The sequence below is a fragment of the Streptococcus sp. HMSC076C08 genome, from assembly GCF_001810825.1.
In the GTDB taxonomy this organism is placed as follows: Bacteria; Bacillota; Bacilli; order Lactobacillales; family Streptococcaceae; genus Streptococcus.
In genome coordinates, this window is sequence record NZ_KV802735.1 from 280,459 (window position 1) to 303,508 (window position 23,050).

The 23,050-nt window shown below is 41.9% G+C and carries 24 protein-coding genes and 3 riboswitches; of the genes, 7 read left to right on the forward strand and 17 right to left on the reverse strand.

What is annotated here, in order from left to right; translation table 11 throughout:
* Window positions 1–269 precede the first annotated feature (269 nt).
* The gene (locus tag HMPREF2766_RS07710) at window positions 270–1,610 is read left to right on the forward strand and encodes a sodium-dependent transporter (RefSeq protein WP_002874374.1); all 1,341 of its coding nucleotides are present in this window, start codon (window positions 270–272) and stop codon (window positions 1,608–1,610) included.
* A gap of 41 nt (window positions 1,611–1,651) precedes the next feature.
* Here HMPREF2766_RS07710 and manA read toward each other — a convergent pair whose 3' ends face one another.
* From manA to HMPREF2766_RS07725, 3 genes are all read right to left on the reverse strand, one after another.
* On the reverse strand, window positions 1,652–2,596 hold the full coding sequence (gene manA, locus HMPREF2766_RS07715) for a mannose-6-phosphate isomerase, class I (protein ID WP_001294312.1): 945 nt from the start codon (window positions 2,594–2,596) through the stop codon (window positions 1,652–1,654).
* Window positions 2,597–2,715: 119 nt separating this feature from the next.
* Window positions 2,716–4,155 (reverse strand): 6-phospho-beta-glucosidase, encoded by a 1,440-nt coding sequence (locus HMPREF2766_RS07720; RefSeq protein WP_000136073.1) that lies wholly within the window; start codon window positions 4,153–4,155, stop codon window positions 2,716–2,718.
* Between the two features lie 131 nt (window positions 4,156–4,286).
* Window positions 4,287–4,547 (reverse strand): SemiSWEET family transporter, encoded by a 261-nt coding sequence (locus tag HMPREF2766_RS07725; protein WP_001291476.1) that lies wholly within the window; start codon window positions 4,545–4,547, stop codon window positions 4,287–4,289.
* Between the two features lie 325 nt (window positions 4,548–4,872).
* On the opposite strand from HMPREF2766_RS07725, the gene HMPREF2766_RS07730 reads away from it, so the two are divergent.
* Window positions 4,873–5,217 (forward strand): lipopolysaccharide assembly protein LapA domain-containing protein, encoded by a 345-nt coding sequence (locus HMPREF2766_RS07730; protein ID WP_000913393.1) that lies wholly within the window; start codon window positions 4,873–4,875, stop codon window positions 5,215–5,217.
* A gap of 165 nt (window positions 5,218–5,382) precedes the next feature.
* Here the strand turns inward: HMPREF2766_RS07730 and HMPREF2766_RS07735 are convergent, their stop codons facing one another.
* From HMPREF2766_RS07735 to HMPREF2766_RS07755, 5 genes are all read right to left on the reverse strand, one after another.
* On the reverse strand, window positions 5,383–5,730 hold the full coding sequence (locus HMPREF2766_RS07735; RefSeq protein WP_001052638.1) for a VOC family protein: 348 nt from the start codon (window positions 5,728–5,730) through the stop codon (window positions 5,383–5,385).
* A 58-nt stretch (window positions 5,731–5,788) separates the two neighbouring features.
* A complete protein-coding gene (gene spxB / locus HMPREF2766_RS07740; protein WP_070569039.1) occupies window positions 5,789–7,564 on the reverse strand; it encodes a pyruvate oxidase in 1,776 nt (591 codons plus the stop codon).
* 212 nt (window positions 7,565–7,776) lie between these two features.
* Entirely contained in the window at window positions 7,777–9,999 is a 2,223-nt protein-coding gene (locus HMPREF2766_RS07745) for a heavy metal translocating P-type ATPase (RefSeq protein WP_070569043.1), read from the reverse strand.
* Between the two features lie 9 nt (window positions 10,000–10,008).
* Window positions 10,009–10,380: a cupredoxin domain-containing protein gene (locus tag HMPREF2766_RS07750; RefSeq protein WP_070569046.1), complete on the reverse strand. Its 372-nt coding sequence runs from the start codon at window positions 10,378–10,380 to the stop codon at window positions 10,009–10,011.
* Window positions 10,381–10,390: 10 nt separating this feature from the next.
* Complete coding sequence (locus tag HMPREF2766_RS07755) at window positions 10,391–10,786, reverse strand: CopY/TcrY family copper transport repressor (protein ID WP_042902535.1); 396 nt, start codon at window positions 10,784–10,786, stop codon at window positions 10,391–10,393.
* 180 nt (window positions 10,787–10,966) lie between these two features.
* A riboswitch (TPP riboswitch) is annotated at window positions 10,967–11,065 on the forward strand.
* Window positions 11,066–11,148: 83 nt separating this feature from the next.
* Here HMPREF2766_RS07755 and thiD point away from each other — a divergent pair.
* Entirely contained in the window at window positions 11,149–11,940 is a 792-nt protein-coding gene (gene thiD, locus HMPREF2766_RS07760; protein WP_000221727.1) for a bifunctional hydroxymethylpyrimidine kinase/phosphomethylpyrimidine kinase, read from the forward strand.
* Window positions 11,941–11,986: 46 nt separating this feature from the next.
* Here the strand turns inward: thiD and thiE are convergent, their stop codons facing one another.
* From thiE to lctO, 9 genes are all read right to left on the reverse strand, one after another.
* Window positions 11,987–12,619 carry a thiamine phosphate synthase gene (gene thiE / locus HMPREF2766_RS07765; protein ID WP_070569049.1) on the reverse strand — a complete coding sequence of 211 codons (633 nt, stop codon included), beginning with the start codon at window positions 12,617–12,619 and terminating at the stop codon, window positions 11,987–11,989.
* Window positions 12,612–13,415 carry a hydroxyethylthiazole kinase gene (locus HMPREF2766_RS07770; protein ID WP_070569052.1) on the reverse strand — a complete coding sequence of 268 codons (804 nt, stop codon included), beginning with the start codon at window positions 13,413–13,415 and terminating at the stop codon, window positions 12,612–12,614. The genes thiE and HMPREF2766_RS07770 overlap by 8 nt, the downstream gene beginning before the upstream one ends.
* On the reverse strand, window positions 13,415–13,939 hold the full coding sequence (gene thiW / locus HMPREF2766_RS07775) for an energy coupling factor transporter S component ThiW (RefSeq protein ID WP_070569055.1): 525 nt from the start codon (window positions 13,937–13,939) through the stop codon (window positions 13,415–13,417). The genes HMPREF2766_RS07770 and thiW overlap by 1 nt, the downstream gene beginning before the upstream one ends.
* Before the next feature lie 3 nt (window positions 13,940–13,942).
* Window positions 13,943–14,635, reverse strand: a complete 693-nt coding sequence (tenA, locus tag HMPREF2766_RS07780) for a thiaminase II (RefSeq protein ID WP_070569058.1) — start codon at window positions 14,633–14,635, stop codon at window positions 13,943–13,945.
* Between the two features lie 10 nt (window positions 14,636–14,645).
* Window positions 14,646–15,296 carry an energy-coupling factor transporter transmembrane component T gene (locus HMPREF2766_RS07785; protein WP_070569061.1) on the reverse strand — a complete coding sequence of 217 codons (651 nt, stop codon included), beginning with the start codon at window positions 15,294–15,296 and terminating at the stop codon, window positions 14,646–14,648.
* Between the two features lies 1 nt (window position 15,297).
* Window positions 15,298–16,683, reverse strand: coding sequence for an ATP-binding cassette domain-containing protein (locus tag HMPREF2766_RS07790; RefSeq protein WP_070569064.1), 1,386 nt, complete (start codon window positions 16,681–16,683; stop codon window positions 15,298–15,300).
* Window positions 16,684–17,244 (reverse strand): ECF transporter S component, encoded by a 561-nt coding sequence (locus tag HMPREF2766_RS07795; RefSeq protein WP_070569067.1) that lies wholly within the window; start codon window positions 17,242–17,244, stop codon window positions 16,684–16,686. It abuts the gene before it with no gap.
* A gap of 158 nt (window positions 17,245–17,402) precedes the next feature.
* A riboswitch (TPP riboswitch) is annotated at window positions 17,403–17,491 on the reverse strand.
* Window positions 17,492–17,614: 123 nt separating this feature from the next.
* Window positions 17,615–18,283: a TenA family protein gene (locus HMPREF2766_RS07800; RefSeq protein ID WP_070569070.1), complete on the reverse strand. Its 669-nt coding sequence runs from the start codon at window positions 18,281–18,283 to the stop codon at window positions 17,615–17,617.
* A 227-nt stretch (window positions 18,284–18,510) separates the two neighbouring features.
* Window positions 18,511–18,599, reverse strand: a riboswitch (TPP riboswitch).
* 148 nt (window positions 18,600–18,747) lie between these two features.
* Window positions 18,748–19,884, reverse strand: a complete 1,137-nt coding sequence (gene lctO / locus HMPREF2766_RS07805) for an L-lactate oxidase (RefSeq protein WP_070569072.1) — start codon at window positions 19,882–19,884, stop codon at window positions 18,748–18,750.
* A 209-nt stretch (window positions 19,885–20,093) separates the two neighbouring features.
* Here lctO and HMPREF2766_RS07810 point away from each other — a divergent pair, with 209 nt between their 5' ends.
* Genes HMPREF2766_RS07810 through HMPREF2766_RS07825 form a run of 4 tightly spaced genes read left to right on the forward strand, consistent with a single transcriptional unit; the run spans window position 20,094 to window position 23,048 of the window.
* Window positions 20,094–20,774, forward strand: a complete 681-nt coding sequence (locus HMPREF2766_RS07810) for an amino acid ABC transporter permease (protein WP_070569220.1) — start codon at window positions 20,094–20,096, stop codon at window positions 20,772–20,774.
* Complete coding sequence (locus tag HMPREF2766_RS07815) at window positions 20,734–21,411, forward strand: amino acid ABC transporter permease (protein ID WP_070569075.1); 678 nt, start codon at window positions 20,734–20,736, stop codon at window positions 21,409–21,411. The genes HMPREF2766_RS07810 and HMPREF2766_RS07815 overlap by 41 nt, the downstream gene beginning before the upstream one ends.
* Window positions 21,412–22,170, forward strand: a complete 759-nt coding sequence (locus tag HMPREF2766_RS07820; RefSeq protein WP_070569078.1) for an amino acid ABC transporter ATP-binding protein — start codon at window positions 21,412–21,414, stop codon at window positions 22,168–22,170.
* 11 nt (window positions 22,171–22,181) lie between these two features.
* Window positions 22,182–23,048 carry a cysteine ABC transporter substrate-binding protein gene (locus HMPREF2766_RS07825; protein WP_070569081.1) on the forward strand — a complete coding sequence of 289 codons (867 nt, stop codon included), beginning with the start codon at window positions 22,182–22,184 and terminating at the stop codon, window positions 23,046–23,048.
* The last annotated feature ends 2 nt before the right edge of the window (window positions 23,049–23,050 follow it).

Genomic DNA, 23,050 nt, shown 5'->3' on the forward strand with positions numbered 1-23,050 from the left:
TGGTTTGAATTTGATTTTCGAAGAGTATTACATTGATAGTATAACCCCTCCCCCTAGGTCAGAGTCAAGCGTTTTTGCGAAAAATTTTTAACTTTTTGAGAAAGGTGTGAAAACTTGAAAATGGTTTTCTTGACAGACCTTTGAAAACATGATAGGATAGTCAAGTCTATCAATCAAACAGAAGGTTCATAGAGAGCCATTGAGAGAGGGCTATTTGACAACTCAAGTAGCCTTTTCTTATTTTAAAAAACAAGATTGGAGTTTCAACTATGTCAGAAAAATCGCAATGGGGCTCGAAACTAGGCTTTATCCTAGCATCTGCTGGTTCAGCCATCGGACTTGGAGCCGTTTGGAAATTTCCCTACATGACTGCCGCTAATGGCGGGGGAGGGTTTTTACTGGTCTTTCTCATTTCCACCATTTTAATCGGTTTCCCGCTCCTGCTGGCTGAATTTGCCCTTGGCCGTAGTGCTGGCGTTTCCGCTATCAAAACCTTTGGAAAACTAGGCAAGAATAACAAGTACAACTTTATCGGTTGGATTGGTGCCTTTGCCCTCTTTATCCTCCTCTCCTTTTACAGTGTCATCGGAGGTTGGATTCTAGTCTATCTAGGAATTGAGTTTGGGAAATTGTTCCAGCTTGGCGGTACGGGTGATTATGCTCAGTTATTTACTTCAATCATTTCAAATCCAGCCATTGCCCTAGGAGCTCAAGCAGCCTTTATCTTGTTGAATATCTTTATTGTATCACGTGGGGTTCAAAAAGGAATTGAAAGAGCCTCGAAAGTCATGATGCCTATGCTCTTTATCATCTTTGTCGTGATCATCGGGCGCTCGCTCAGCTTGCCAAACGCCATGGAAGGGGTTCTCTACTTCCTCAAACCAGACTTTTCAAAACTGACCAGCGCTGGTCTCCTCTATGCTCTGGGACAATCTTTCTTTGCCCTCTCACTAGGGGTTACAGCCATGCTGACCTATGCTTCCTACTTGGACAAGAAAACCAATCTGGTCCAGTCAGGGATTTCCATCGTAGCCATGAACATCTCGGTTTCCATCATGGCGGGACTAGCCATTTTCCCAGCCATGTCAGCTTTCAATATCCAGTCGGAAGGGGGACCAAGCCTGCTCTTTATCGTCTTGCCTCAACTCTTTGACAAGATGCCTTTTGGAACCATTTTCTACATCCTTTTCCTCTTGCTTTTCCTCTTTGCGACGGTCACTTCTTCTGTCGTTATGCTGGAAATCAATGTGGGCAATATCACCAATCAGGACAATCGCAAGCGTGCTAAATGGAGTGCTATTTTAGGAATCTTGACCTTTGTCTTTGGAATTCCTTCAGCTCTATCCTATGGGGTCATGGCGGATGTTCACATTTTTGGGAAGACCTTCTTTGATGCTATGGATTTCTTGGTTTCCAATCTCCTCATGCCATTTGGAGCTCTCTGCCTGTCACTTTTTACAGGCTACATCTTTAAGAAGGCTCATGCTAAGGAGGAACTCCATCTTGATGAAAGAGCATGGAAACAAGGACTTTTCCAAGTCTGGCTTTTCCTCCTTCGTTTCATCATTCCTATTATCATCATTGTGGTTTTTATCGCCCAATTTATGTAATCAAAAAGGACTTGAGTAGTAAACTCAGGCCCTTTCTTTTTTTATGGATGGCTAACAATCAATTCCAAACCTTGCCCTTCTAGGGTCCAAGCTTCAACATCACTTGGTAGGATAAAGTGGCTACCTTTTTGGATTGGATAGTTTTTCCCGTCAATAGTAAGCTGACCTTGACCAGCTAAGACACTAAACAAACTGTAGTCTGCTGTCTTTTTAAAGTCAACTTTTCCAGTGATTTCCCACTTGTAAACTGCGAAGAAGTCATTAGACACAAGGAGAGTGGAACGTAAATCATCTGCTTTGATAGTTACGGGACGGCTATTAGCAGGTTCACCAATGTTCAAGACATCGATGGATTTTTCAAGGTGAAGTTCACGCAAGTTGCCCTTGTCATCCTTACGGTCAAAGTCATAAACACGGTAGGTGGTATCGCTAGACTGCTGGGTTTCAAGAATCAAGATACCTGCTCCAATAGCGTGCATGGTGCCACTTGGTACATAGAAGAAGTCTCCAGCCTTAACAGGCACTTTGGTCAGCAAGGCATCCCAGTTCTTGTCCTCAATTTGCTGGCGAAGTTCTTCTTTTGATTTGGCATTGTGACCATAGATAATCTCTGAACCTTCATCCGCAGCGATGATGTACCAGCACTCTGTTTTCCCGAGCTCACCTTCATGCTCTAGTCCATAGGCATCGTCTGGGTGAACTTGGACACTGAGCCAATCGTTGGCATCGAGTATCTTGGTCAAGAGTGGAAATACAGGTTCTGGACGATTGCCAAACAATTCACGGTGTTCCGCATACAAGGTAGATAAGTCTGTTCCCTCGTAGCGACCATTAGCTACCTTAGAAACACCATTTGGGTGGGCTGAAATAGCCCAGTATTCTCCGATTTTTTCACTTGGAATGTCGTAGCCAAACTCATCACGTAGCTTGGTTCCACCCCAGATTTTTTCTTGCATAACTGATTGTAAAAATAATGGTTCTGACATCTTATTCTCCTGTCTGTTTTTCTCACTTCATTATAGCAAAAAGCTAGGTCTAATTGAACTCTTTTTCACATCTTATAAAGTAGGGAGAAGATTTTATAAAAATAGTGAACAAATGTGCTCTACTTAATACTTGCACCATTGCTGGCAATGACATCCTTGTACCAGTAGAAGGATTTCTTCTTGCTCCGTTTGAGACTTCCTTGACCTGCATTATCACGATCCACATAGATAAAGCCATATCGCTTGTTCATTTCGCCTGTTCCAGCTGAAACCAGATCTATACAACCCCAAGTCGTATAACCAAGCAATTCAACGCCATCTTGGTAAATAGCATCTCGCATAGCCTTGATATGGGCCTCTAAGTAAGCAATCCGATAGTCATCTGCTACGTATCCATTTTCATCTGGCGTGTCCATAGCACCGAGGCCATTTTCTACGATGAACATAGGCTTTTGATAACGATCCCAGATAGCATTGAGGGTGATACGAAGCCCCAGTGGGTCAATCTGCCAACCCCATTCAGAGGATTCTAGATAAGGATTTTTGATAGAGGCAAAGACATTTCCAGCGGTCAGATTCGTCACTTCTGGATCGCCTGAGGCCACTCGACTCGCATAGTAAGAGAAGGAAACAAAATCAACAGTGTGATTCTTCAACAAATCCAAATCCTCTGCCGTCATTTCAATTTCTATCCCCTCACGCTCCCACTGTTTCTTGGCATAGTTTGGGTATTCCCCACGCGCTTGGACGTCAATGAAGAAGTAACTCTTACGGTCTTCCTCCATAGCTGCCCAGTAGTCTCTCGGATGGGCAGTGTTGGGATAGTATTGTCCTGCTGCCAACATACATCCCACCTTGTTTTCTGGATCAATTTCGTGAGCAATTTTAGTCGCCATAGCCGAGGCTACCAGCTCATGGTGGGCTGCTTGGTATTTGATCTGTTCTTGATTTTCTCCTTCTTCAAAACAAATCCCAGCTCCTAAAAAGGGGGCATGCAGAATCATATTGATTTCGTTGAAGGTGAGCCAGTACTTGACCAAGCCCTTGTAACGGGTAAAGAGGGTGTGACAGAGATTTGCGTAAAAGTCCAACATACGACGATTGCGCCAACCACCGTACTCCCTAATTAAGTGCATGGGGCAATCGAAATGCGTGATGGTCACCAGTGGTTCAATTCCATACTTGTGGCATTCCTTAAATAAATCCTCATAAAAAGCTAGACCAACTTCATTTGGCTCTGCTTCGTCACCTTGAGGAAAAATCCGAGTCCAAGCAATGGAAAGTCGATAGGTTTTAAATCCCATTTCTGCAAAAAGCGCAATATCTTCCTTGTAATGATGGTACATATCAATGGCTTCCTTTGCTGGGTAAAAATAGCCCTCCTCAAACGAAAACATCTTTTTCTGACCTGTAATAATAGCCTCACGGTCTGGACCAATCGGTACCACATCCACATTAGCAAGACCACGGCCATCTTGATTATAAGCACCCTCACATTGATTAGCTGCCGTAGCACCACCCCAGAGGAATCCTTCTGGAAATTGTAGTATTTCTGTCATCACTTTACCTCGATTGATTTATTACTTCTATTATACTAAAAAGGAGGCAAAAAGTTTGGAACCCTCTGGATAATAATAGCACTAAACTTACTTTTATATATACGAAAAAAAGACTGAAACCAGTCTTCTTTTTAAATCAAAGCTGTGATAGCCGTTACTAGGCCAAAAACGATACCTGGTGCATTAGCAGCCGCAAGTGGAATATCTCTTTCTTTCTTGAAAAGACCGTAGTAAACCCAGAGACTACAGTTGATGGCTGCAACCAAGGGCTGGATAAAGTTCCCTTTTTGACCAGCCAGGTTGTTCATAATTTGCGGGAAGTAAGAGACGTACATCATAACAGACATGAAGGTCGCTACCCAACCCAAAACTTTCATTTGTTTTTCAGACATTTTCAAAACCTCTTTCATTTTTATGAATCATATTTTATAATCTTTTTTCAAAACAATCAAGTCTTTAAAACTTTTGTTATAAAGATATAAACTATCACAATCTTGTTATAAGAAAGAGGGAACAGAAAAAAGACCGAATTGCTCCGTTCTGTTTACTCAATCAAATATTAGAAAATGAATACTCCTTTTCAATGAATCGATTGATTGATGGTAAATAAGCCGTTAGAAATTATTGACAGTATCGAAATTTTCTAGTAAAATGAATTTTGTTAATACCTAAATGGTGTGTAGTTTTCTATCAACATAGTCAGGAGAAAAGGAACTTATGCTAAAAAAATTTAATGAATTGTCACTGAAAGATAAGGCTTATCTAATTGGCGGTTTGAGCTTATTAGTCATTGTGATCTCATTTGGTCTACTCAATCGTCAAACAGTAACTGTCAGTCTTGTCTTTACACAACTATCTGCTCCCTTGATTTTGGTGATTTTTACTTGTCTAGTAATCGGGATCATTGCTGGTAGTGCTATTGGTATTAGCTATCACCATAACAAGACTCAAGATCTGAGAAGCCGCATTGCTGAAGCAGAAGCGACTATCAATATAAAAGACAGGGAGCTTGTCCAGTACGAGGAACAGGTGCAACAATTAAAACAGGAAGCCAAACAATAAGTGTAGAAATCATAACCACCCGTGAAAACGGGTGGTTTTTTGTCTCGCACCTAACGGAGCGAGACGGACTGAAAGTCGCATAAATACAAAAAAGATCGAATTGCTCCGATCTTTTTAAGTTTCACTCCAAGAATGTTTAGATAAAAAATTTGATAATAGAATTACCTACTTCATACGATAAAAATCAATCACTAGACCAGCAGGCCCTTTAACTAATAAGGACTCTGTTCCCCAATCGGTTACAGTTGGTCCGTTTAAAACCTGGATACCAAGTTCTTTCAACCGTTGGTAATTCTGGTCTACATCCTCAACCTCGATATGAAGAATGATTCCTGACTGAAAATCTTCCAAAGGAATCAAATGATTTTGGGACAACATCAGACAGTGACTGCCAATCGTAAACTGAGCAAAACTGTCATCAACATAATCGGGCTTTTTATCCAAAATACGCTCCAAGTCAGCACAGACTTGGGGAACATCTGAAACGATAATATCTAATTGATTTAAATTCATTTACTATCCTCCAGAAAAAGACCGGATTGCTCCGATCTTTTTAAGTTCCACGAAGGAATTATTTAATTGCGCGTGATTGCAATCCTTCTTCTTCCAAGAAGAGGCGGAATGGTACGAGTTCTTCTGCTTCGTATTTTTCCTTGAAGGCTTTGATTGCTTCTTCTGAGTGAAGTTTTGGATCCAATTCAAGTACTTCTACTGGAAGTGGACGATGTTGAGAGATGCGAGCATCGATCACAACAGTTTTACCTTCTTTGTTGAGTTTAACAGCTTCTGCAACAACTGCATCGATGTCTTCGATACGGTCAACTGTAAATCCTACAGCACCTTGAGCTTCAGCGATTTTCGCATAGTCAGCATTAGGGAAGTCACAACCAAACAAGTGTTTGTTTGTGTCTTCGTATTTGTCCTTGATGAAGGCATATTTACCATTTGAGAAGACAACGTTGATAACTGGAAGGTCGTATTGAACGTTTGTGATAACGTCTGGGTAGCACATGTTGAATGCACCGTCACCCATGATGTTCCATACTTGGCGATCAGGATTGTCTTTCTTAGCAGCGATACCACCAGGAAGGGCAATACCCATTGTCGCAAAGAGTGGAGATGTACGCCACATGTTCTTAGGTGTCATGTGAAGGTGACGAGTAGATGTTTGAGTAGTGTCACCTACGTCGATTGAATAGATAGCGTCTTGATCAGCATGTTTGTTGATTGCATTGTAAACTTGATACAATTGCAATTCACCCTCAGTTTTACCTTCGAGTTTGTTCATGTAATCACGCCAGTTTTGGTTGTTCTTAACGTTTGCACGCCACCATGGAGTAGATTCTACTAGGTTTACTTTGTCAAGGATAGCTTTAGCTGCTTGACCTGCGTCACCAAGGATTGAAGCGTCAAGGGCATGACGTTTACCAAGTTTGTATGGGTCGATATCGACTTGGATGAATTTTTCAGTGTTCTTGAAGGCTTCGTACACTTCAGCAAACGGGAAGTTTGAACCAAGGAAAAGAACTGTGTCTGCTTCGAAGACCACTTCGTTGGCTGGTTTCCAACCAACACGGTAAGCAGAACCTGTCAAACCTTCGTAGTTCCATTCGAAAGCTTCAAAGTTTTTACCAGTTGTGATGATTGGTGCTTTGATTTTACGTGACAATTCAGTGATCACTTCACCAGCTTTGACACCACCGTAACCAGCGTAGATAACTGGACGTTCAGCATTGTTCAAGATTTCAACAGCTTTGTCGATTTCAACTTCGTTCAAGGCAGGAGCGATGAATGAACGTTCGTATGAACCTGAACCGTAGTAAGAGTTTTCGTCGATTTCTTGGAAACCAAAGTTTACTGGGATTTCAACAACAGCTGGACCTTTTTTAGAAACTGCAGCACGGCAAGCTTCGTCGATTACTTTTGGCAATTGCTCAGCGTAAGCTACACGTTTGTTGTAGACAGCAATACCGTTGTACATTGGGTTTTGGTTCAATTCTTGGAAGGCATCCATGTTGAGTTCGTTAACTGGACGTGATCCAAGGATAGCAAGGAATGGAGTGTTATCCATAGCTGCATCGTAAACACCGTTAATCAAGTGAGTCGCACCTGGACCACCTGAACCAACTGCAACCCCGATTGAGCCACCGAATTTAGCTTGCATGACCGCTGCAAGAGCACCTGTTTCTTCGTGGCGAACTTGCAAGAAGCGGATATCTTTGTCTTCAGCCAAAGCGTCCATCAATGAGCTGAGTGTTCCTGATGGGATACCGTAGATTGTGTCTACGCCCCATGTTTTCAATACGTTGAGCATTGCTGCAGATGCAGTAATTTTCCCTTGAGTCATAATGATAACTCTCCTTCAAATATTTTTAAAACTTGATAAATCCGTTTTCATATACTAATTGGAAACGTTTCAGCAAATTTTTACTCTACTACTTTACCACATTTGTTTTGGGTCTCCTAAGAATGTGCTCAGAAGTTCTTATTCTCTATTACAGTACAGTTTGAAAACGTTTTTAATATCTGTTTTATAATAAAAAGCGAGCAAGCTCGCTTTTAGTCTATTTTACTAAAGTTTAGCATGAGTGAACTGATTAAAACAGATACTGAACTAAAGGCCATGGCCAATCCTGCAAGTTCTGGATTGAGTACCAAACCAAGAACAGAAAACACTCCTGCTGCAATCGGAATACCAATGAGGTTATAGATAGAAGCCCAGAAAAGATTGAGTAGAATACGATTAAAGGTCTTCTTACTCATATCAAAAGCACGTGCCAATCCTAGTAAATTGTTGGTTGTAAGGACAAGATCTGCTGATTCAATGGCAATATCTGTCCCAGAGCCCATGGCAATTCCGACATCCGCTACACTGAGGGCCGGCGCATCATTGATACCATCTCCAACAAAGGCCAATTTCCCATTCTTTTGAAGCTTGTGAATTTCATGTGCCTTTTCCTCTGGCAAGACATTTGCGATTACTTCTTCGATACCAATTTGTTCTGCAATCGCATGGGCTACTCCAGCATTATCTCCAGTAAGCATGACCGTTCTAAGACCACGTTTTTTCAATTTAGCAATAGCTTCTTTGGCATTTTCCTTAGGGACATCCTGCAAGGCAATTAAGCCTTTTAACTGACCATCCACGGATAGGAAGACAACTGTTTTTGCTTCTTTCTCAAGCAAATCAAATCGTTCTTGATAATCATGTGGAATAGCAAGGTCAGCTAAGAGCTTAGCATTCCCCAGCAAGACTTGCTTACCATTAATAATCCCAGTCACACCTTTTCCATGCAAGGCTTGGAAGTTTTCCACTGGGTGAAGGCTAATTCCTAGTTCAGATGCACGATTAACAATAGCTTGAGCTAGCGGGTGTTGAGATACATCTTCCAGTGAAGCAGCCAAACTTAGCACTTCTCCTTCATCTCCGATAACATCTGTCACTACTGGCTTCCCTTCGGTCAAGGTTCCTGTCTTATCAAAAACAACCGTTTGAACTTTTTGGATTTCCTGTAGAACTGTACCATTTTTGAGAAGAATCCCCATCTTGGCACTTCGTCCTGTTCCAACCATGAGTGCTGTTGGTGTCGCAAGTCCAAGAGCACAAGGGCAGGCAATAATCAAGACTGCAACACCATAGAGAAGCGACGTTACAAAACTTTCACCAAGAAAAACAAACCAGATCCAAAAAGTAAGGAGTCCTAAAATGACAACTGCTGGTACGAAAATTCCAGAAATCTTGTCTGTCAAATCTTGAATAGGAGCACGACTGGTTTGAGCTTTCTTCACAAAGTCTACAATCTGAGCCAACATGGTTTCAGAACCTACTTTTTCAGCTCTAAAAATGATCGTACCACTATTATTGATGGTTGAACCAATGACAGCATCTCCAACTGATTTATCGACTGGAATACTTTCCCCAGTTACCATTGATTCATCAATACTAGTTTCTCCTTCTATTACAGTCCCATCAACGGCAATTTTTTCACCTGGTCGAACGCGAATGAGATCCCCAACTTTGACTTGTTCTAGAGGTATTTGAACATAAACATCATCACGCAAAACCTCTGCTGTTTTTGCTTGTAGGTCTAATAATTTTTCGACTGCCTGCGAAGTATTTTTTCGCATTTTTTCCTCAAAAACTGCTCCCAAAAGAATGAAGAAGAGGATAAATGCAGCACTTTCAAAGTAAACGGGCAGACCAGTGAAGAGGGCAACTAAGCTATAGAAATAGGCCACTAGGGTTCCCAGAGCAACCAAGGTATCCATGTTGGAATTGTGCTTTTTAAAACTAGCCCAGGCGCTTCTGATATATGGAACTCCAGCTACCAGCATAATGGGGGTTGTGGCTAAAAAGGTGCCCCAACGCATGACTTGGTGACTAATTCCTCCTGTAGACATCCCAATCATAAGAATCACAAGAGGCACAGTAAAGATACTAGTAATCCAAAAACGTTGTAAAAGACTGAGAGACTTTTTGGTTTTTTCAACAACGGTGTAGGTTCCCTTTTGCATCTTCATGCCACAAGAAAACTCGTGCTCACCCAAGTCTTGAGGCGTAAAGCGAATAATTTTTTCCTCATCTTGAGCGATTGGTTCTAGAATCCCTTCTTCTTCGAAGAGAACTTCTTTATAACAGTTTGAAGGTGTCACACGGTGAAAAGTAATCTCAGCAGGAATCCCTTTTTGCAGTTGAATGTGGGCTGGATGGTAGCCTTTGTCTGCCGTGATACGGATTTTTTGAACACCATTTTCAAGACTTGCTTTTACAATTTCAGTCATATCATTCTCCTATTCTACAATCATCTTACCGTGCATCATATTCATGCCACATGCAAAGCCAAATTCTCCAGCCTGTTCAGGCGTGATTTCCACTACATACTCTTCCCCCATAGGCAAGTCCGCATGCACACCAAAATCTGGAAAGACAATCTGATCCAAACAAGGTGAAGGATCCTTACGGTCAAAGACAATGCGGGCTGGCACTGATTTTTTAAGAATAATCAACTCAGGCGTATAGCCCCCCATGACTTCCACTCGAATCTCTTGGTAGCCGTTTTTTTGCTGGGCCTTTTGTCCAGATTTTTCAGGCTTTTTGAAAAACCAAAACAAGATAAACGCGATAAGGGTAATACAAATAATGGTTACAATACTATTTAACATGACGTCTCCTTTACATACAATTACATTTTACTTCTGTTACTGCGCTAGCTTTTTTCTCAGAAATCACAGCTTCCAATCCTTCCAAGTCAGACAAAGTAAAATCACATTCAGCAATCAAATCAGCCAACAAGTTCTTAATCCTACGAGAACAAACCTTGTCCTTGATATCTTGGACAAGTAAATCCCGACTTTGGTCCAAAGTTAAAAGGGCTGAATAGACAAAGGACTTGCCCTCTTTTTTCCTAGTCAGGCACTCTTTCTCTACTAAGCGAGCCAAAAGAGTTTGAATCGTTGATTTGGACCAGTCAAACCGCTCCGCCAGAACTCTGATCAAATCCGTACTGGTCTGTTCGCCCTGCATCCAAATAATCTTCATGACTTGCCATTCTGCATCTGAAATCTGCATCAGCACACCTCCAAAATCTACATTTGTCAATTACAATTATCAGTATACCTCAAAAATCTACATTTGTCAATTATAAAATTACATATTTCTTAAAAAAGTACTTTAACCATTTGATGAGAGATTTGCAGTCAAATTTTACTATATAAACTATAAAAATATGCTATACTGTAGAAAAAAGAAAACAACCACTAGGGGTGCGTAAAGCTGAGATTAACGACTGTTAGATCCCTTTGACTCAATCTAGGTAATGCTAGCTGATGGAAGTGGAAATGATGATGGGGACTATCAGTCTTCTATTTCCTTCCTAAAACAGACTAGCTTGTTCTTAAGAATACATGCTTCAGTTGGTTGGGAGGTTTTAGATGACTTATTTACCCGTTGCTCTAACCATTGCTGGAACTGACCCTAGTGGCGGTGCTGGCATTATGGCAGATTTGAAGTCATTCCAAGCGAGAGATGTTTATGGAATGGCCGTTGTGACCAGCCTTGTCGCTCAAAATACCAGAGGTGTTCAATTAATCGAGCACGTCTCCAACCAAATGCTGGAAGCTCAATTGGAAAGTGTCTTTTCGGATATCAAGCCCCAGGCTGTAAAAACTGGTATGTTGGCAACTACTGAAATCATGGAGATTATCCAACCCTATCTTAAAAAACTGGACTGCCCCTACGTTCTGGACCCTGTTATGGTCGCAACAAGCGGTGATACCCTGATAGATACTAGTGCGAGAAGCTACCTAAAAACAAACCTGCTTCCCCTTGCGACTATTATTACACCCAATCTTCCTGAGGCAGAAGAAATTGTTGGTTTCTCAATTCATAATCCAGAAGACATGCAACGCGCTGGTCGCCTGATTTTAAAAGAATTTGGTCCTCAGTCCGTTGTTATCAAAGGTGGCCATCTTGAAGGTGGTGCCAAGGATTTCCTCTTTACCAAGGAGGAACAATTTGTCTGGGAAAGTCCACGAATTCAAACCTGTCACACCCATGGTACTGGATGTACCTTTGCTGCTGTGATTACGGCTGAACTTGCCAAGGGCAGAAGTCTTTACCAGGCAGTGGATAAGGCCAAGGCCTTTATCACAAAAGCCATCCAAGACGCTCCTCAACTCGGTCATGGTTCTGGCCCAGTCAACCATACAAGCTTTAAAGATTAAGAAAAACTCTCTAGTTCCCACTTTAAAGGAATTAGAGAGTTTTTGATTAGGAAATCATGTCATCCAGCTTTGTTAAAAAAGCTTGCGTTTTTGCCTCAATATCTTCTGCCTGCATCAAATCACGTACAACGGCTACTCCAGCTATGCCAGTTGCAGCAAGTTGGTCAATATTCTCTGACGTCAAGCCTCCAATAGCAACTACTGGAATGGCGACCGTTTGGCAAATGGTTTTCAAGGTTGAAATCAGGGTGATAGGAGCATTCTCCTTGGTCCTAGTCGGGAAAATGGCTCCTGTTCCCAAGTAATCCGCACCTCCTTCTTCTGCTTCGAGGGCTCTTTTTACTGTTTTAGCTGTGACACCGAGGATTTTTTTAGGCCCCAAGACTTGGCGGGCAACCGAAACTGGTAGTTCATCGTCTCCGATATGTAGACCTGCAGCATCGACTGCGAGACAAACATCCAAACGATCATCGATTATCAAGGGTACCTGATACGCATCTGTTATTTCCTTGACTTGTTTTGCTAGATGATAGTATTGATTGGTGGTGAGATTTTTTTCTCGTAGTTGGATCATGGTTACACCTGAACGGCAGGCCGTCTCAACTTTTTCAAGAAAGCTTTCCAAGGAATCTTGGTAGCGATTGGTGACCAGATATAGTCTGAGTGCTTTTCTATTCATAAATATCTCCTTTGATAGCATCTAGCCAATTTTCATCTCTTTTTAGAAGAGAGAGCTGATTGAGAGTTTGAAAGCGGAAATCTTCCAATCCCATTCCTTGAACAAGAATTCTCTCGGCAGCGATATTGAGATAAGAAACTGCTAGGCAAGAAGCTTCAAAAGCAGTCTTTCCTTGACTGAGAAAAACGGCTGTCAAGGCTCCAGCCAGATCTCCTGTCCCTGTTATCCAGTCTAATTCTGCACAGCCATTTCCCAATATTGCAACCTGATTCTCCGAAACAATGAGATCCTTGGGACCAGTGACTAAAAATGACATACCAGGATAAAGCTGACACCAGTCTTTCAAGACTTGAAGCAAATCCTCAGTTTCTTGATCTTTAGCACTGGCATCAACCCCAACTCCGTGATGTTTTAAACCAACAAGACTTCGGATTTCCGACATATTTCCTTTAAGGACCGTGGGATTGTATTCTAAAAGATCTGTGACTAGGTCCTTACGAATGGATGAAGCTGCTACGCCAACCGCATCTACTACCATTGGGAGACAAGCTTGAGCTGCATAAGTAGCTGCCATGCGGATTGCTTTCTCCTTCTCAGCTGACAAATGCCCCAAATTGATGAAGAGAGCTTGGCTTTGTTTGGTAAAATCAAGAACCTCACGGGGATCATCTGCCATGACAGGTTTAGATCCCAGAGCCAAAATGCTATTGGCCAGCATCTCACAGGAAATCTCATTGGTGATGCAGTGAATTAAGGAGCTGGAGGTTAGAGGAAAGGGATTTGTAAATTCCTGCATCAGTCTATCCTTTCTCCAAAGAAATATCCCTGCACTTTTTTAAAGAATTCCTGCTTGATTAAAAATCGAAAGGCAATAAAGGAAATCGCTGTACCAATCAAGGTTGCTCCGAAAAATCGAGGAGTATAGATAAACCAGCTGAGCTTGGCCGCAGATCCTGTAAAGAGGACCATGACAGGATAGGAAACAATGGAACCGATTATGCCCGTTCCCAAGATTTCTCCTAGGGCAGAATAGTGAAATTTCCGACCATACTTATAAAAGAGACCTGCAAGGAGGGCTCCAAAAGTAGCTCCTGTGAGGGCCAAAGGAGGAATCCCCTGAGTTGACATACGGATAAAGGCTGTGGCTGTAGCCATGACCAAGGCATAAACAGGCCCCATCAAAATTCCTGCTAGGATATTGACTACACTGGACATCGGTGCCATTCCCTCAATTCGAAAGATGGGTGTAAGAACTACGTCAAGGGCAATCATCATGGATAAAATAGTTAATTTGTGAACTTGAAGTTGGTGGTTTCTCATTTTCTATTTCTTCTCTTTTTCTAAAGACTGCAAATCACTCGTCCAGGTTTGATGTTGGTAAGCCATCTCCCAAAACTTAGCTTCCATGTGGACACTTCGATGGAAGGCCTCTAGCATTTTTTGTTTGTCCGTCTTATTGCTTTCTCGATAGAGTTGATTGACCAGCGCTTCTTCCTCTTTAATCTGCTGTTCTAACTCATCTGTGATATAGGTTTCAATCCACTGTTGATAAAGAGGATTCGGGGATGGTTTGCGATTAAGTTCCTTGCCCAAATCATGGTATAACCAAGGACATGGAAGCAAGCTCGCAAAAGCAATGCCCAAGTTTGGCTCTGCAAACTGTCGATAAATATGCGAAATGTAATGATAACAGGTGGGAGCGATTGGATGTTGCTCCATTTCCTGGTCGCTGATTCCTAATTCCTTGAAAAATTGTTGGCGGATAAACAACTCACCATCCACTAGACTCTGAGCATTTTGTTTCAAGAGTCTTTTCATCTCTTGGTTTGAAGTCTTATCAGCCAAGAGGTGATAGGCTTCTGAAAAAGACTTCAGATAGTAGGCATCCTGAATCAGGTAATAGCGAAAGATGGAAGGTTCCAACGTTCCCTCTTGTAACTGTAAAACAAAGGGATGGTTAAAGGAAGCCTGCCAAGCTTCCGTGGATAATTCCATCGCAATATCTGTAAATTCCATAATAACTCCTTTATAGAAATAGACTGGTTTGAAGCAATAAAAAGAAAAGTAGGTAAATCAATTTTGTCCTCTGAGAAATATAAAAAGTCCGATAGCGATTCTCCAAATGAACATGTTCGTCATATCCGTGAGCAGACAGAGCTCTCAGATAAAGATGGCGCCATCTAAAGACCGTCATCAGAACCTTGCTGTAAATCAAGGGAGACCAAACATGCAGTTTTTGACCACGCAATAAGCAAGCTTCCTTGAGGGACTTGATTTCCTGCTGAATGAGGGGAAAGGCATTGAATACCACAATCAAGGCATAGGCCCAAGACCGTGATAACCCCTTTTGAGCCAAGTACAATAAAAGCTCTTTTAGGGAAATACTAGAAACAAAGACAAGACCGATACAAACCGTCACAAAAGCCCTCGTTCCAAGTATCACTGCCTGCGAAGCATCCCCATGTAACTGTACTGCCCAATAGTTGGCGAAGGATGGCAAAATGGCGAGCACAATCATCCAAGCCAACATTTTAAATCGACGGTAATAGAGCATAAAGAGAATACAAAATGCTACTACCGAAAGATTCATAGCAATCGAAGGAAGGAAAGATGTTTCCAAGGATAAAATTAGAAAGAAGAGACTGAGTATCGGTGTCTGGGTTGCGACTTTGATCATACTACCTCACCTCCCCTAGAGCATTACTACTCAGAAAACTGAGAGGTTTGCTGATGATCACGCCTTGGAGATGACTGAGCCCCTCACTAGTCATCTCAATCCAATAATCGACCACAGAAATCAAGGGATCTAAACGATGGCTAATGATCAAAAAACTTCTTCCTTGATTTCTCTCCTCCAACATCCACTGACAAAAGTAGTCGCAGGCTCTATCATCCAAACCTGCAAAAGGTTCATCTAGCAAAATCACAGAAGCCTTACTAGTCAAGATGGTCAATAGCTGAAGAATCTTTTGCTGGCCACCACTTAATTGATAGGGACTCTTATCAAGAGTCTGCTCCAGATTAAAATATCGTAAAGCTTGGAGAATCCGCTGATTTCTTTCAGAGTCTGGACTATCTAATTGCAGTTCCTCTCGCAGACTGACTCGGATAAACTGTTTCTCAGCTTCCTGAACAACACCCGTCAGGTCACGATACAGACTCTTTTTCTTTTTCAGAACCCAACCCTTCCAACTAATGCACCCCTTATACTTTTGAAATTGAAGAATGGAGCGAAAGAGGGTTGATTTCCCTACACCGTTGTCACCCAGGATACAGGATATCCCTTGGTAGAATGTAAAATCAGCAATCGAAAAGAGGGGGCGATTCCCCAGCTCACAAGTCACACGGTCCATATGGAATAGTTCTGGGCTAGAGGCAACTTCCTTTGAAGCAACCTGTGTCATCTCAGAGGTTGGGATTTTATTTATTTCCCTTAGTTGCCCGTCTCTCAGCTCCACCATATGGTCAATGTAGGCTCCATAGTCTGATAAATCATGGTCGCACAGGATGACTGTCTTCCCATTAGAGGACAACTCTTTTAGAATCTCTAGGATCTCTAGCCTACTTTTTCGATCAATGGAAGCAAAGGGTTCATCCAAGAGATAGACCCTAGGGTTCATAGCAAAAAGAACAGCCAGTGCAGCTTTTTGCTTTTCCCCACCTGATAAGTGATGGATGGGACGGTTCAAGATTGCCTTGCAGCGACATTGCCGGACCACCTCAGCTATTTTAGCATCAATTTCCTGAACGGGATGCCCAATATTTTCCAAGGTAAAAATCAGCTCTTCAAACAAGTTCTCCATGGTAAATTGATGATTGGGATTTTGAAAGAGAATGCCAACCGTCTGGACACGTTCGACGATAGAAAGCTGACTGACCTGACTCCCATCTATCAGGACTTGACCACTATAGGGAAGAGAACTGACTTGAGCGATAATTTGAAAGAGACTGGATTTTCCTGAACCACTGCTCCCAACTAACAAGGTAAAAGCTTGCGCATGAAAAGTAAAATCAATCGGTTCCGAAAAGATTGGGGATTGAATCCCTCTTAATTCCAGGCCCATCTATGCCTTTCCTCCAGCTGCAAACTGATGATAGAGTTTGACAATGGCACGAACCAAAATGGTACAGAAGAAAAAGACAGAAACAAAGCGAACCACAAGCAAGGACAGGACAAAAGGAAGAGAGAAGGCATAGTAACCTAATTTAATGTATTCATAGACAAAGCTAAAAAGGGTAATCCCAATACTATTGGCAGTTAGAGAGAGCCAACTTTCATAGCGATTCTTGGTCACAAGAAAGCCAAATTCACTTCCCAAACCTTGAACCAAGCCAGACAACAGAGCACCTAGACCGAATTGGCTACCATATAGGACTTCCGCAAGCGCAGCTAGCACTTCTCCAATCGTTGCACTTCCGACTCTTGGAACAAAGATGGCCGCAATGGGCGCAGCCATACACCAGAGACCAAAGAGGATTTCATTGGCAAAAGCCTGTAAACCAAGAGGGGCCAAGATTAGGGTGAGGATATCAAATAGATAGCCTGAACCCACAAAAACGCCACCAAAAAAGATAGACAAGAAAGCAAGCAAGATAACATCTTTTAACTGCCATTTTTTCAACATAAAAAACTCCTTTTTTAAAGAAAAGTGGGGCATTCAAGAAGAGCTACCAAAAGGCTTGCGGTCAAGCCTATCCTCTTTTGATAAACAAAAAAACTCCAATTACAAACGAGAATTAGAGTTTACCTTACAAGATTAGATAGTTCTTTTCGACATACGAAAAAAACCTTTTCACATTTCCCTTCGCCAGTCTTAACTGTATCAGGTTCAATGGGTATCATCTCAGCCTAAAGCACCCCAAATGTCTTTATTATTTAATTACTGGACCAGTATAACAGAATTTGAAAGCCCTAGCAAGATATTTGACTGAAAAATATATTTATATAGTTTGTTTGTTCATTCTTTTGATCTACATAAAAGTATTGAATCTGTCCTATAATTCATAACCAATATCAAAAAAAGCTAATTCCAAAGCAACTGCTTGATTCCAGCGTTCCTGAAGTCCTGTCAAATCTTCTCGATTTTTCCCGACACGATTAAGTTCATCAACTAGAAATTGAACCCACTCTGCAAAGAAAGGACCTCTATGTAGATTAATCCATTCCGAATGAATATAGGCTTCAGGTAGTGCCAAATCTTTAGAACCCCAGTCTAAATAGAGAGCTTCTGCAATGACCAGCATGACCAAAAGATGAGCATAGTCTGATGAAGTCACAGCAGAATACATTAGCTCCTGAAACGCTTTTGTTACAGGATGCAAGGTCACTTCTAAATAGTCATTCTCTGCTACTTTTAACTCTTTGAAAGCCTTTTGGAAATAACCATCTTCATCAGCTTCAAGAAAGCCTAATTGCTTGGCAAAACGAAGTTTGGATTCAAGCTGGTCTGCGTGAGCTACACAGGCACCCAGCATGGATAAGAAGGCATCAAAGAAGTGATAATCTTGAATCAGGTAGTCTTTTAAGACCTTATTCTCAATTGTCCCCGCAAAAAGTTCCTTAACAAAACGATGATTGATTGCAGCCTGCCAATCCTTCTGACTGCTTTTTAATAATTCTCCAACGGTCAAACCCGGCTGAAATGCATAGTCTTGTGTTTCCATATTACTTTTCCTTTCTTTACTCCTTAGTAATCAATAAAATATCAAGAGATACCAAGCAAAATCGTAATTCCACTTGATACTTTTAAAGAACATCGAGGGCATTCAAGGAGAGCTACCGAAAGGCTCGTCGTCAGGCCTATCCTCTTTTGATAAACAAAAAAACTCCAATTACAAACGAGAATTAGAGTTTACCTTACAAGATTAGATAGTTCTTTTCGACATACGAAAAAAACCTTTTCACATTTCCCTTCGCCAGTCTTAACTGTATCAGGTTCAATGGGTATCATCTCAGCCTAAAGCACCCCAAATGTCTTTATTATTTAATTACTGGACCAGTATAACAGAAATTGAAAGTCCTAGCAAGATATTTGATTGGAAAATATATTTATATAGTTTCTAATAACGATTTATTCTTTCTATACACGAAGAAAAACCTCCACATAAGGTGGAGGCCGTCTTCTTTATCAATACAATTTTAAGTCACGAGGATCAACTGGGAAGGTTGGGTTGTATGGATTGTGACGGAGTTTGAAGTGTTTGACATCCTCAATAGTCTGAGTTCCAGATAACTGCATGACTGTCTTCAATTCTGCATTCAAGTGCTCAAAGACTTGACGCACACCAACACTACCACCAAGAGCCAAACCATAAATCACAGGGCGACCAATGGCTACCAAGTCTGCTCCTGAAGCCAAGGCTTTAAAGACGTGTTGACCGCGACGAACACCAGAGTCAAAGACAATTGGCACACGTTTATCAACTGCTTCAGCCACTTCTTGAAGTGAGTCAAAGGCAGCTGGTCCACCGTCGATTTGGCGGCCACCGTGGTTGGTTACCCAGATACCAGAAGCACCTGCGGCAAGAGAGCGTTCAACGTCCTCACGGCATTGTGGTCCCTTGACATACACAGGAAGTCCTGAGTATGCAGCGATAAATTCGACATCACGTGGAGACAAGCGTTGTTTGGCTGACTTGTAAACAAAGTCCATTGATTTTCCAGCACCTTCTGGCAGGTATTCCTCAACAATCGGCATGCCAACTGGGAAGACAAAACCATTGCGCTTATCAACCTCACGATTGCCCCCTACAGTTGCATCTGCCGTCAAGACAATCGCTTTGTAGCCTTCATCCTTCACACGGTCCATGATGTGGCGGTTGATCCCATCATCTTTACTAAAGTAAAATTGGAACCAGTGAGGTGTCCCTTGAAGAGCTTCCGTAATTTCTGGAAGGTCAACAGTAGAGTAGGAACTAGTTGTATAGAGAGAACCAAACTCATGCACACCACGCGCAGTAGCCACTTCACCCTGTTCATTTGCTAATTTATGAGCCGCAACAGGCGCCATAATGATGGGTGAAGACAATTTTTCACCTGCAAATTCAATCTCTGTACTTGGATTTTCAACATCGCAAAGCGTATGCGGAACGATGAGTTTGTGGTTAAAGGCACGGATGTTCTCGCGTAAAGTGAAAGTATCCTCTGCTCCACTAGCGATATAACCAAAGGCAGCTTTAGGAATAACTTGTTGCGCCATTGGCTCCAAATCATAAGTGTTAATAAAATCTACAGGTCCTTCTGCATTGCTTGTTTTATATGACATAAAGTGTCCTCCTTATTAAGTAAGCGTTTACTTTTTCTTACATAAACTATCTTACCTCTTTTTCAGAATCCTTTCAAAAATTTTGTCTGGAAATTTCAAACTACAGAGATGATAAATATTTTCTATCATTGTGATAAAAAATTCATATTATCCAAACATGCCCTTTAGTGCTACAATAGCTATATTATTCCTAGATGGGAGGTTCTATTTTGGATTGGTCCATTGTTGAACAATATTTACCACTCTATCAAAAGGCATTCTTTCTGACCTTACATATCGCAGTTTGGGGAATTCTGGGTTCTTTTCTTGTTGGTCTAATCGTTAGTGTCATTCGGTATTATCGCGTTCCTATCTTTTCACAGCTAGCAACAGCTTATATAGAATTGTCACGAAACACGCCCCTTTTGATTCAGCTCTTCTTCCTCTACTTCGGGCTTCCCCGAATAGGGATTGTTCTTTCTTCAGAAGTCTGTGCAACAGTCGGACTCATCTTTTTAGGTGGCTCCTACATGGCTGAATCTTTCAGAAGCGGACTGGAAGCAGTTAGTCAAACCCAGCACGAGATTGGTCTAGCCATTGGTCTAACGCCTATACAGGTCTTTCGCTATGTGGTTCTTCCGCAAGCGACTGCGGTAGCCCTACCGTCCTTTAGTGCCAATGTCATTTTTCTCATCAAAGAAACCTCTGTCTTCTCTGCGGTAGCCTTAGCCGATCTCATGTACGTCGCCAAGGACTTGATTGGACTCTATTATGAGACAGACATTGCACTAGCCATGTTGGTAGTTGCTTACCTGATCATGCTTCTACCCATCTCTCTAGTCTTTAGCTGGATAGAAAGGAGGCTCCGCCATGCAGGATTCGGGAATGCAAGTACTCTTTCAGGGAAATAATCTCCTGCGTATTCTACAGGGATTGGGTGTCACGATTGGAATTTCCATTCTCTCCGTCCTTCTATCAATGATTTTCGGAACAGTCATGGGAATCATCATGACCTCCCATTCTAGAGTTATTCGTTTTTTAACACGCTTTTATCTGGAATTTATCCGTATCATGCCCCAGCTGGTACTACTTTTCATCGTTTATTTCGGCTTAGCTCGAAACTTTAATATCAATATCTCAGGCGAGACTTCGGCTATTATTGTTTTTACCCTCTGGGGAACAGCTGAAATGGGGGACTTGGTACGTGGAGCCATCACTTCCCTCCCTAAACATCAGTTTGAAAGCGGACAGCCTCTGGGCTTGACCAACTTGCAGCTTTACTATCACATTATCATTCCACAGGTCTTGAGAAGATTGCTACCACAAGCCATCAACCTTGTCACTCGGATGATCAAAACGACTTCCTTGGTTGTCTTGATTGGGGTTGTTGAAGTTACCAAGGTTGGACAACAAATCATCGACAGCAATCGCTTGACCATCCCAACCGCTTCCTTTTGGATTTATGGAACCATTCTGGTCCTGTATTTCGCAGTCTGTTTTCCTATTTCCAAACTATCCACTCACTTAGAAAAACATTGGAGGAACTAAATGTCTGAAACTATTTTAGAAATCAAGGACCTAAAAAAATCCTTTGGAGACAATCCCATCCTCCAAGGTCTTTCTCTGGATATCAAAAAGGGGGAAGTCGTCGTCATTCTAGGGCCATCTGGTTGCGGAAAAAGCACTCTCCTTCGTTGCCTCAATGGCTTAGAAACCATACAAGGTGGAGATATTCTTCTGGATGGCCAGTCTATTGCTGGCAATCAGAAAAACTTTCACCTGGTTCGTCAAAAGATTGGCATGGTCTTTCAAAGTTATGAACTCTTTCCTCACCTAGATGTCCTTCAAAACCTCATATTAGGCCCTATCAAAGCTCAGGGACGAGACAAGAAAGAAGTAACGGCGGAAGCTTTGCAACTACTGGAACGTGTGGGTTTGCTTGATAAAAAAGACAGTTTTGCTCGCCAATTATCTGGTGGACAGAAACAACGAGTGGCGATTGTCCGTGCCCTTCTTATGCATCCAGAAATTATCCTCTTTGACGAAGTGACGGCTTCACTGGATCCCGAAATGGTGCGTGAAGTTCTGGAACTCATCAATGACTTGGCTCAAGAAGGGCGCACCATGATTCTGGTAACCCACGAAATGCAGTTTGCCCAAGCTATTGCAGATCGTATTATCTTCCTCGACCAAGGGAAAATCGCTGAAGAAGGAACGGCTCAAGACTTCTTTACCAATCCACAAACCAAACGAGCACAGGAATTTTTAAACGTCTTTGACTTTAGCCAGTTCGGCTCATATCTATAAAGGAGATTTTTATGAAACTACTCAAACCAATTCTAACTGTTTTTGCCCTAGCCTTTGCGCTTATCTTTGTCACAGCTTGTAGCTCAGGTGGAAGTTCTGATGCTTCATCAGGAAAAACAACCGCCAAGGCCCGCACTATCGACGAAATCAAAAAAAGCGGTGAGCTTCGAATCGCGGTATTTGGAGACAAAAAACCATTTGGCTATGTTGACAACGACGGTTCTTACCAAGGCTACGATATTGAACTCGGGAACCAACTGGCACAAGACCTTAGTGTAAAGGTTAAATACGTCTCTGTTGATGCTGCCAACCGTGCGGAATACTTGATTTCAAACAAGGTGGATATCACACTTGCCAACTTCACAGTTACTGACGAAAGAAAGAAACAAGTTGACTTTGCCCTTCCTTACATGAAAGTTTCTCTCGGTGTCGTGTCTCCAAAAGATAAAGTCATCAAAGACGTTAAAGAATTAGAAGGCAAAACCTTGATTGTCACAAAAGGAACGACTGCTGAAACTTACTTTGAAAAAAATCACCCAGAAGTAAAACTCCAAAAATACGACCAATATAGCGATGCCTACCAAGCCCTTCTTGACGGACGTGGAGATGCCTTCTCTACTGACAATACGGAAGTCCTAGCTTGGGCTCTCGAAAATAAAGGATTTGAAGTAGGAATTTCTTCCCTCGGTGACCCAGATACTATTGCGCCAGCAGTTCAAAAGGGTAATCAAGAACTTCTTGACTACATCAACCAAGAAATTGAAAAATTAGGTAAAGAAAACTTCTTCCACAAAGCTTATGAAAAAACACTTCACCCAACCTACGGTGACGCTGCTAAAGCAGATGATCTAGTTGTTGAAGGTGGAAAAGTCGACTAATA

Coding starts and splice junctions, on each gene's coding strand:
- HMPREF2766_RS07710 (WP_002874374.1), top strand. CDS start 270: ATGTCAGAAAAATCGCAATGGGGCTCGAAACTAGGCTTTATCCTAGCA.
- manA (WP_001294312.1), bottom strand. CDS start 2,596: ATGTCAGAACCATTATTTTTACAATCAGTTATGCAAGAAAAAATCTGG.
- HMPREF2766_RS07720 (WP_000136073.1), bottom strand. CDS start 4,155: ATGACAGAAATACTACAATTTCCAGAAGGATTCCTCTGGGGTGGTGCT.
- HMPREF2766_RS07725 (WP_001291476.1), bottom strand. CDS start 4,547: ATGTCTGAAAAACAAATGAAAGTTTTGGGTTGGGTAGCGACCTTCATG.
- HMPREF2766_RS07730 (WP_000913393.1), top strand. CDS start 4,873: ATGCTAAAAAAATTTAATGAATTGTCACTGAAAGATAAGGCTTATCTA.
- HMPREF2766_RS07735 (WP_001052638.1), bottom strand. CDS start 5,730: ATGAATTTAAATCAATTAGATATTATCGTTTCAGATGTTCCCCAAGTC.
- spxB (WP_070569039.1), bottom strand. CDS start 7,564: ATGACTCAAGGGAAAATTACTGCATCTGCAGCAATGCTCAACGTATTG.
- HMPREF2766_RS07745 (WP_070569043.1), bottom strand. CDS start 9,999: ATGACTGAAATTGTAAAAGCAAGTCTTGAAAATGGTGTTCAAAAAATC.
- HMPREF2766_RS07750 (WP_070569046.1), bottom strand. CDS start 10,380: ATGTTAAATAGTATTGTAACCATTATTTGTATTACCCTTATCGCGTTT.
- HMPREF2766_RS07755 (WP_042902535.1), bottom strand. CDS start 10,786: ATGCAGATTTCAGATGCAGAATGGCAAGTCATGAAGATTATTTGGATG.
- thiD (WP_000221727.1), top strand. CDS start 11,149: ATGACTTATTTACCCGTTGCTCTAACCATTGCTGGAACTGACCCTAGT.
- thiE (WP_070569049.1), bottom strand. CDS start 12,619: ATGAATAGAAAAGCACTCAGACTATATCTGGTCACCAATCGCTACCAA.
- HMPREF2766_RS07770 (WP_070569052.1), bottom strand. CDS start 13,415: ATGCAGGAATTTACAAATCCCTTTCCTCTAACCTCCAGCTCCTTAATT.
- thiW (WP_070569055.1), bottom strand. CDS start 13,939: ATGAGAAACCACCAACTTCAAGTTCACAAATTAACTATTTTATCCATG.
- tenA (WP_070569058.1), bottom strand. CDS start 14,635: ATGGAATTTACAGATATTGCGATGGAATTATCCACGGAAGCTTGGCAG.
- HMPREF2766_RS07785 (WP_070569061.1), bottom strand. CDS start 15,296: ATGATCAAAGTCGCAACCCAGACACCGATACTCAGTCTCTTCTTTCTA.
- HMPREF2766_RS07790 (WP_070569064.1), bottom strand. CDS start 16,683: ATGGGCCTGGAATTAAGAGGGATTCAATCCCCAATCTTTTCGGAACCG.
- HMPREF2766_RS07795 (WP_070569067.1), bottom strand. CDS start 17,244: ATGTTGAAAAAATGGCAGTTAAAAGATGTTATCTTGCTTGCTTTCTTG.
- HMPREF2766_RS07800 (WP_070569070.1), bottom strand. CDS start 18,283: ATGGAAACACAAGACTATGCATTTCAGCCGGGTTTGACCGTTGGAGAA.
- lctO (WP_070569072.1), bottom strand. CDS start 19,884: ATGTCATATAAAACAAGCAATGCAGAAGGACCTGTAGATTTTATTAAC.
- HMPREF2766_RS07815 (WP_070569075.1), top strand. CDS start 20,734: ATGCAGGATTCGGGAATGCAAGTACTCTTTCAGGGAAATAATCTCCTG.
- HMPREF2766_RS07820 (WP_070569078.1), top strand. CDS start 21,412: ATGTCTGAAACTATTTTAGAAATCAAGGACCTAAAAAAATCCTTTGGA.
- HMPREF2766_RS07825 (WP_070569081.1), top strand. CDS start 22,182: ATGAAACTACTCAAACCAATTCTAACTGTTTTTGCCCTAGCCTTTGCG.